Origin of the sequence: Paenibacillus vini (assembly GCF_018403325.1) — a bacterium.
Lineage (GTDB): Bacteria > Bacillota > Bacilli > Paenibacillales > Paenibacillaceae > Fontibacillus > Fontibacillus vini.
In genome coordinates this window covers 165,134-171,735 of the sequence record NZ_BOSL01000013.1, presented here as the reverse complement: position 1 = coordinate 171,735, position 6,602 = coordinate 165,134, and the positions used below count along the sequence as shown (strand labels likewise).

General features: G+C 42.3%; 8 protein-coding genes. 3 read left to right on the top strand and 5 right to left on the bottom strand.

Annotated elements, in window-relative coordinates:
• Positions 1-441: 441 nt before the first annotated feature.
• Positions 442-1,380 (bottom strand): hypothetical protein, encoded by a 939-nt coding sequence (locus tag KJS57_RS19010; protein WP_213655988.1) that lies wholly within the window; start codon positions 1,378-1,380, stop codon positions 442-444.
• A 283-nt stretch (positions 1,381-1,663) separates the two neighbouring features.
• Positions 1,664-1,957 (bottom strand): DUF6809 family protein, encoded by a 294-nt coding sequence (locus KJS57_RS19005; protein WP_213655987.1) that lies wholly within the window; start codon positions 1,955-1,957, stop codon positions 1,664-1,666.
• 150 nt (positions 1,958-2,107) lie between these two features.
• Between KJS57_RS19005 and KJS57_RS19000 the strand changes: the two genes are divergently transcribed.
• The gene (locus KJS57_RS19000; protein ID WP_213655986.1) at positions 2,108-2,332 is read left to right on the top strand and encodes a helix-turn-helix domain-containing protein; all 225 of its coding nucleotides are present in this window, start codon (positions 2,108-2,110) and stop codon (positions 2,330-2,332) included.
• Positions 2,333-2,567: 235 nt separating this feature from the next.
• Entirely contained in the window at positions 2,568-3,380 is an 813-nt protein-coding gene (locus KJS57_RS18995) for a class I SAM-dependent methyltransferase (protein WP_213655985.1), read from the top strand.
• 27 nt (positions 3,381-3,407) lie between these two features.
• Here the strand turns inward: KJS57_RS18995 and KJS57_RS18990 are convergent, their stop codons facing one another.
• A complete protein-coding gene (locus tag KJS57_RS18990; RefSeq protein WP_213655984.1) occupies positions 3,408-4,049 on the bottom strand; it encodes a hypothetical protein in 642 nt (213 codons plus the stop codon).
• Between the two features lie 165 nt (positions 4,050-4,214).
• On the opposite strand from KJS57_RS18990, the gene KJS57_RS18985 reads away from it, so the two are divergent.
• Positions 4,215-4,676: a hypothetical protein gene (locus KJS57_RS18985; protein WP_213655983.1), complete on the top strand. Its 462-nt coding sequence runs from the start codon at positions 4,215-4,217 to the stop codon at positions 4,674-4,676.
• A gap of 3 nt (positions 4,677-4,679) precedes the next feature.
• Here KJS57_RS18985 and KJS57_RS18980 read toward each other — a convergent pair whose 3' ends face one another.
• Both KJS57_RS18980 and KJS57_RS18975 read right to left on the bottom strand, forming a co-directional pair.
• Entirely contained in the window at positions 4,680-5,696 is a 1,017-nt protein-coding gene (locus KJS57_RS18980; RefSeq protein ID WP_213655982.1) for a serine hydrolase domain-containing protein, read from the bottom strand.
• A gap of 26 nt (positions 5,697-5,722) precedes the next feature.
• Entirely contained in the window at positions 5,723-6,547 is an 825-nt protein-coding gene (locus KJS57_RS18975) for a MerR family transcriptional regulator (protein ID WP_213655981.1), read from the bottom strand.
• Positions 6,548-6,602: the final 55 nt, after the last annotated feature.

The following is a 6,602-nucleotide window of genomic DNA, read 5'->3' as shown; positions in this document are numbered from 1 at the left end:
CAGTTTGTTCTCCTTAATGAAAGCTCGTAATTGCTCTTTTGTCCAAAGTCCCATGTGTTCCCCCAACCTTTCTATTACTTTCCATTTTAGTAGAATTGGGAGTTTACACAAATTATTTTACAGACTCTATTTACTTAAAAGTGTAGTAACGATTTTTTCCACCTCTTCATGTTCATTTGAGTTGATTTAGATGCTTTACTTTCCACTATTAGAAAACCAAGGTCGTAGCCCGCTAATATAACTCCTTTATAATCTTATTATTCGTGCTTTCGCATAACGTTCGTTTATCCACGACATCCCACCGACCTATGGCCCTGCCAAGAGCCTTAGGTCGGTGGGATGTGTTTTGATTACACTTCCCTGCCGATGCTGACCGAGGAGCCGTAAGGCTTTGAAGTGTGGACTCTTAATGTTATGCAAAGTACTATTAATACAAAAGAATTATGTTCTTTCCTCAAACATTTTAGACATTACTTTAAGAGTGTCATAATTATCTTCTGCATTAACTCGTGTTTGATAAGTTTGAAGACTTTTAGTTACAGTTATAAATAATTCATCCGCTTCTATCTTAGTATCTGATGATTTATAAATTATTTTCCTTATCGTATCTCTCCAAAAATTTAGTTCTTTACTAAAGTCTTTAAGTTTTGACTGATATATAATTTTCCACTTGATGTGAGTATCTTTTAGCTTTTCTACTTCTGCCACTAGCCTTTCATAGTCTTGAAAAATTTTAAGTCTTTCCTTTTCTTGCTCCTCCAGTCTTTTCTTAATTCTATCTGTATCTTCTTGGATGTCTCTCTTACTAATCTCCAGCCTTTCAGTATATTCGTTTTGTAATTTTTGTCTTCTTCTATCGGTTAAATAATTTGTTACTGCAAATAAAGCAGCATAAATAATTGCATTAATTATGAGGTTATCTATATTTCGTTTATATGGACTCGACACTTTATTGAAATATTCGACTTCGATATTATTTCCATTTTTATCTATTACCACTTGGTTTGTCTCTATTTTTTGAGAACTCATTATTACCATTGATATATTTTGATGCTCAGCCACTTTAGTTATTCGGAAAATAGCTCCAAAAGTATTTCCATAATTGGTTACAACCTTATTGATTGTTACTGGTTGTGTAACGATAATGTTATTAGCTGGAACATCAATAGGCAATTTAATTTCCAAATTGTTTATATTTTTATTACTAAAGTTCAAGATCGAAACAGAGATTTGAAATTGATTTTTATCAATCTCAATCGGTTCGCTAATACGTATAGTACCTTTTTCAACTATGAAATTTGAAGATAATAAATTAAAAAGAAACATTACTATCGCTAATAATAATGAAGAAATTATTGTTTCTATTACTTTTTTAGACATGATTATGCTCCTTTTGAGTAATAAGTATTTCCCCCAACGTCTCATTTATGAATTTATGGATATTCAAAACTAAGCCGACTATACTAACAAAGATGGCATAGTCTTTTTGAACTATACTTATTCTACTATAAAAATGGAATAATATGCCGAACAATTAGTTTTTATCTCGAAAATAGAAAAACTCCCGCTACTACTAGCGAAAGTTTTAAATCTAGATCTTATCCACATAACAAATAGCATATATGTTCCCCAACTTCAAACTCAAAACTCAGCTCTTCCACCATCAATTTCTTTTCTCAAACCCCTTCCCCTCCCCACAGAAAACCTCCATCATCATCAATGCTCCCATCCTAAATCCCTGAACAAAGGCTTCACTTGTAAGCATGGAATTCGACTCCCCGTTTAGATCCAAGATTTCCTCAAGGGCTTTGAAATCGTCCTCTGAAAGTCTTTGTTTGAGTTCCTCCATCAAATATGAAATTTTTCTATTGAACAGGCGATATTCAGGAATAGTTGGAACCATTTTCTCTTGAGGGTTAAGGTTACCTCTGTAAAGTTCCTCTAAAATACTTTTCATCCCACTCTCCCCTTCCAGACTTATATAAACTACCATTAAGAATCTTGAAATACTGCCGACACTATACTTATAGAATAAATTTTATGCGGAAAGTGCATAAAATACAATATGCAGTTTTCGCATAATTTAAACTTAGCTTGGGTGAATAAGATGTATAAAAGAATACGTGATTTGCGTGAAGATAGAGATTTAACGCAACAGCAACTTGCAGATAGACTAAATATCTCTCAAGCTACCTATTCCCGGTACGAAAGCGGGAACTTAGATGTACCGAGCTCCGTGTTGATCAGGTTATCGGAATTTTACAACGTAAGTATAGACTACATTCTGGGTCAGACGGATATTTCGAAGCGACTTAATGGAATGCGAAAATGAAAGACACTGATCCGGCTAATTCCAGCCGGATCAGTGCTTTTTGTCTTCTCCTTTACACTGATTAATCACTCGCCTCATCTTTACCCCTTCCCCCACAGATTAGCTCCACCCTCTCCCGGGATCAAACGTTCGATATATGGAACATTTTAGGTAGACTTCCCCTCCACAAAATGCTAGATTACTCTATAACTCAACCTTTACGACTCAAATTATTTATATTGGAGGATGCTGCCGCATGGACAAGAATTCCGGTTATAGAACGAACGTGATAGGTGCTGGCGAGGTGGGACGGGCCGTCTCGGTCGACATGGACAATGATTCTATACATAAAACAAACGTCGCTTTTTGGGATACAAAAGGAAATGAAATTTTAGGGGCAACCGCGCTTCCTTTGTACGGGTCATTTGTTTCGGAAGAAAATTGCCAACTGTTTGGCGATGTCACAGGGAAAAAGATACTGGAAGTAGGCTGCGGGAGCGGTCAATCCTTGCAATACTTGGGAGAACGCCAAACAGGTGAACTATGGGGTATAGACATTTCGGAACGACAGCTCGAAAAGACCACCCAACTTTTGACGTCAAGCGGTCTTTCGGCCAAATTGATTTGTTCTCCTATGGAAGAAGAATGCGGTATACCGGAGGATTATTTTGACTTCGTGTATTCGGTGTATGCCATAGGCTGGACCACGGACCTTGTGGGTACCTTTAAGAGGATCGCTTCTTACTTAAAAAAAGACGGCGCATTTATTTTCAGTTGGTCCCATCCTATCCACAAATGCGTGGTTGCTGAGAATGATATGCTTCTTTTCAAAAAGAGCTACTTTGATGAATCGTGGTATTCGGTATCTCTTGGTGATAGTACGCTGACCTTATCGGACCGTAAACTATCAACCTATGTGAATGCACTCTCGAAAGCGGGATTCGTCATTGAGCAAATGGTTGAGCAATCCGACGATGAATTGCTGCAAGCGCGGGGCGAGAACCATGATTTTGCCAAAAAAGCCGCAATGCTTCCCGTAACTTTTGTAATCAAAGCTAGAAAACTGTAGGAGCCCACTTTTTTAATTCGAGTGAACCTATCCTGTTTTACTCTGGTTTGCTTTGTCTTTATATTCTTTTATCAAATGATAGATGTCCATCTTCCATATCTGATCTTCTTTTTGTAGTCCCAATGCCAAGGTATGTGTCGTAGTTTCTATACTAACCGTAACAAGGACCGTGACCTTATTCTCTTCGGACGTACTCTCATCGACTTTTATAGAATCATAATATCTGTAATGTACAGCTGTTTCAGAATCATAGGTCATCGCATACTCAAAATAATCTTCCCGAAACTTATCTTTGTCCGGCAGCTGTCCGCCACTAAAAGTAATATCATACAGCAAATCCGGATCCCCTACGGATAGACAGTATAGATAAACCAACACCATGTCCTCAGGGGTAAAATTGTAAAGGTAACTCCGTTTCCGCTCCTCTTCAAATCGGGTGAACGCCTCTTGTTTCTCTAAGGGAAGTTGTTTCAGATACGAGAATTTTTCAACGGACTCTTTACCCGTAGACATTTTTATAGAGTTATTGTCAGGTGCCTTGACTTGGTCATTTTTTGTTAATTCCATCGTGGTTTCGGACATTACGGTTTTATCTGAGTTATCACTATTGCATGCCGTCACCAAAGATACTATAGCTAACACTAATATTACTAATCCTGTTTGCTTCAATCCATCACTCCGTTGCATAAGGAATTATTGTTGGGTTCTTATACTCTTGTAGTCTGACCCTTATTTTACCATACATCACCAGTAAGGTCCTTAGTGGAAACACATCCTCTTTTTGTTGAAACAAAAACCTCCGCCCTGTCGTCTGTTTGGGTGGAGGTGACTATTTTGAAAAAGTTGGTATTCATACTATTGCTGGCTCTTATGGGCTGTCAATCTACTGAACCGATCTCACCCGCCGCGGTAGATTCAAACTCAGCTTCGCATCACGATCTCTTCTCCATACAGCTTTCGCTTCCGGAACAAGTGAAGGTGAATGAGCCTTTTTCCATGGAGGCGGAGTTAAAAAACACTTCGGACCGAGCTTTCGAAATTATGACCGGAGAGCCGGTATTTTATTATGTCATCCGTGACAGTGACGGGAACTCCGATCCTATTATACGAACAGATATCGGGGTTATTCGACCTCTGGATCAGAACCAAGTCATTCTAGAGTCACACACCTATCGCTTTAAAAGCCCGGGTATCTACGAGATCTCCGCCGTAGCGGAATTTACCTTACAAGGCGAAGACGACAACCCTCAAGTCTACAAAATAGAGACCGATCCAAAGAAGATCGAGGTAGATTAAGTACTACACTGCCGGCAATATCTTCTCTTTAATCAATTCCCACCGGTCCCGGGGCTGCATCATAAATCCTGACGCTATCGCGATGACCAGTTCTTTATCAGGGATACAGCAGATGACATTCCCGCCATCCCCCATGGCCATATAAGCAGAAATGCCCTCCTCCTCCCTCAGCCACCATAAGTATCCGTAATGGTTGGGGTTCATTGCCGTGGACTCAAGCATCCAGGACTCGGGAACGAGCTCCCGGCCGTCCCACATCCCGCGGTTTAAACACAGCAAACCCAACCTTGCCATGTCGCGGGGCGTCAGCGTTAATCCCCATCCCCCGGTAGAGTTTCCGCTCGGGTCTTTAACCCAGCCCTTCACCTTGGCTCCAAACAATTCGTCAAAACCGAAATTTTCCATCGGATAATCCGGAATCGTCCTCATCCCTATAGGACCGAACAAGACTTCATTGGCGAATTCACGGGCGCTTTGGCCCGTGGCACGGGTGAGAATGGCGGATAGCAGATGCGCTCCCGCGGTGGAATATTTAAAAACGCCTGGTTCCCCTTTTTCCCCCAACATTTGAAGCGTATACTCGACCCAGTCGGGCTGCATGCATAGCTTGTCCAACGGTTCCTGCCAATCCTCAAAAGGATAAGGAGCCGTCATCGTGAGCAGGTGACGCAGCGTGATTTCTTTTTTTACCGGGTGATCACGATCAAGCGTATATTCCGGAAAAAAGTCCAACACCTTCTGATTCACATCTCGAATCAAACCGGCTTTGACGGCCATCCCGACAAGGACGGAGAGGACCGTTTTGGTCACCGACGCCACATGCTGCGCATCGTCCGGTCCGCAGCCGTTGAAGTATTTTTCATATGTCAAAAACCCGTTCTTCACGATCACGATACCGTTCATATTTCCATAATTCTCCGTAATCTCGGATTCCAGCCCCGATAGCTGATCCGCATCCATCCCCAGACTTACGGGATCGGCGGCTTGCCAGAAATCAGTCGGCCAAACGTTTTTTGGCATGTGTTCATCCCCTTGATTCAACCTTGTTATTTTTTCTTAACAGGAAAATACACTTCGGTCACCAGCCCCGCATCCTCCGCGGTGTTAAAAGGATCGGTCAAGTAAATTTCATAAGGCGCTTCCGTTAGCTCATAACCTTCCCGCTCCACCCATTCTCTCAATCTGGCATAGACCGAGATCAGTTCCTGGTATGAACCCGTTAAAACCGATTTCGCGCAGAGGCCTCCGGGAAAATCCCTCGTCCCCTTGACCGCCTCCTTGATGGGGATCGCAAACTCCGTATCATTGCCGACCGGATTATAATCCGGGCTGTGATAAATGGTCATCGGCGTCCCTTGTACGGTTAGTTTCCCGGTAGCGATTCTTTCATAGAGCTTGGCAAAATACATTCCATAGCCTGCCGCATATTCCTCGCTGCTCAAATTTCGCCGGAGGAAGAGGAGCTTCTGCGGCCGGGTCTCCACCAGCTCCACTTCGATGCGGTCAAGGAAGGACATGACGGATAGCCCTTGCTCCAGGCTGCCGATGTCAGAGTTCATTTGTCCCAAGACCGAGGCATAGGCCCGGATCTTCTCCTCGATCTCCCCTCTCTTGCTCTGCAAACGGAAGCGCAGCTGTTCCTCCGCTTGATCCGCTTCCCATGCAAGCACCTCTTTGATTTCATCCAGAGAGAAGTAATAAGACTTCAGCCGCTGGATTAGGAGCATCCTTTTGAGCTGGGCAATCGAGTAATATCGGTACCCGTTTTCAGGGTGGATCTGATCCGGGTGAATCAGTCCGATCTCGTCATAGTAGCGCAGCGTTTTAGTCGACACCCTGCATATTTTCGAGAATTCTCCAATCGAGAGCATGCGGTCACCTCCTCTGTTGTTTACCAGTGTGAGCCTTCCCCTAAGGGCAAAGTCA

Coding starts and splice junctions, on each gene's coding strand:
- KJS57_RS19010 (WP_213655988.1), bottom strand. CDS start 1,380: ATGTCTAAAAAAGTAATAGAAACAATAATTTCTTCATTATTATTAGCG.
- KJS57_RS19005 (WP_213655987.1), bottom strand. CDS start 1,957: ATGAAAAGTATTTTAGAGGAACTTTACAGAGGTAACCTTAACCCTCAA.
- KJS57_RS19000 (WP_213655986.1), top strand. CDS start 2,108: ATGTATAAAAGAATACGTGATTTGCGTGAAGATAGAGATTTAACGCAA.
- KJS57_RS18995 (WP_213655985.1), top strand. CDS start 2,568: ATGGACAAGAATTCCGGTTATAGAACGAACGTGATAGGTGCTGGCGAG.
- KJS57_RS18980 (WP_213655982.1), bottom strand. CDS start 5,696: ATGCCAAAAAACGTTTGGCCGACTGATTTCTGGCAAGCCGCCGATCCC.
- KJS57_RS18975 (WP_213655981.1), bottom strand. CDS start 6,547: ATGCTCTCGATTGGAGAATTCTCGAAAATATGCAGGGTGTCGACTAAA.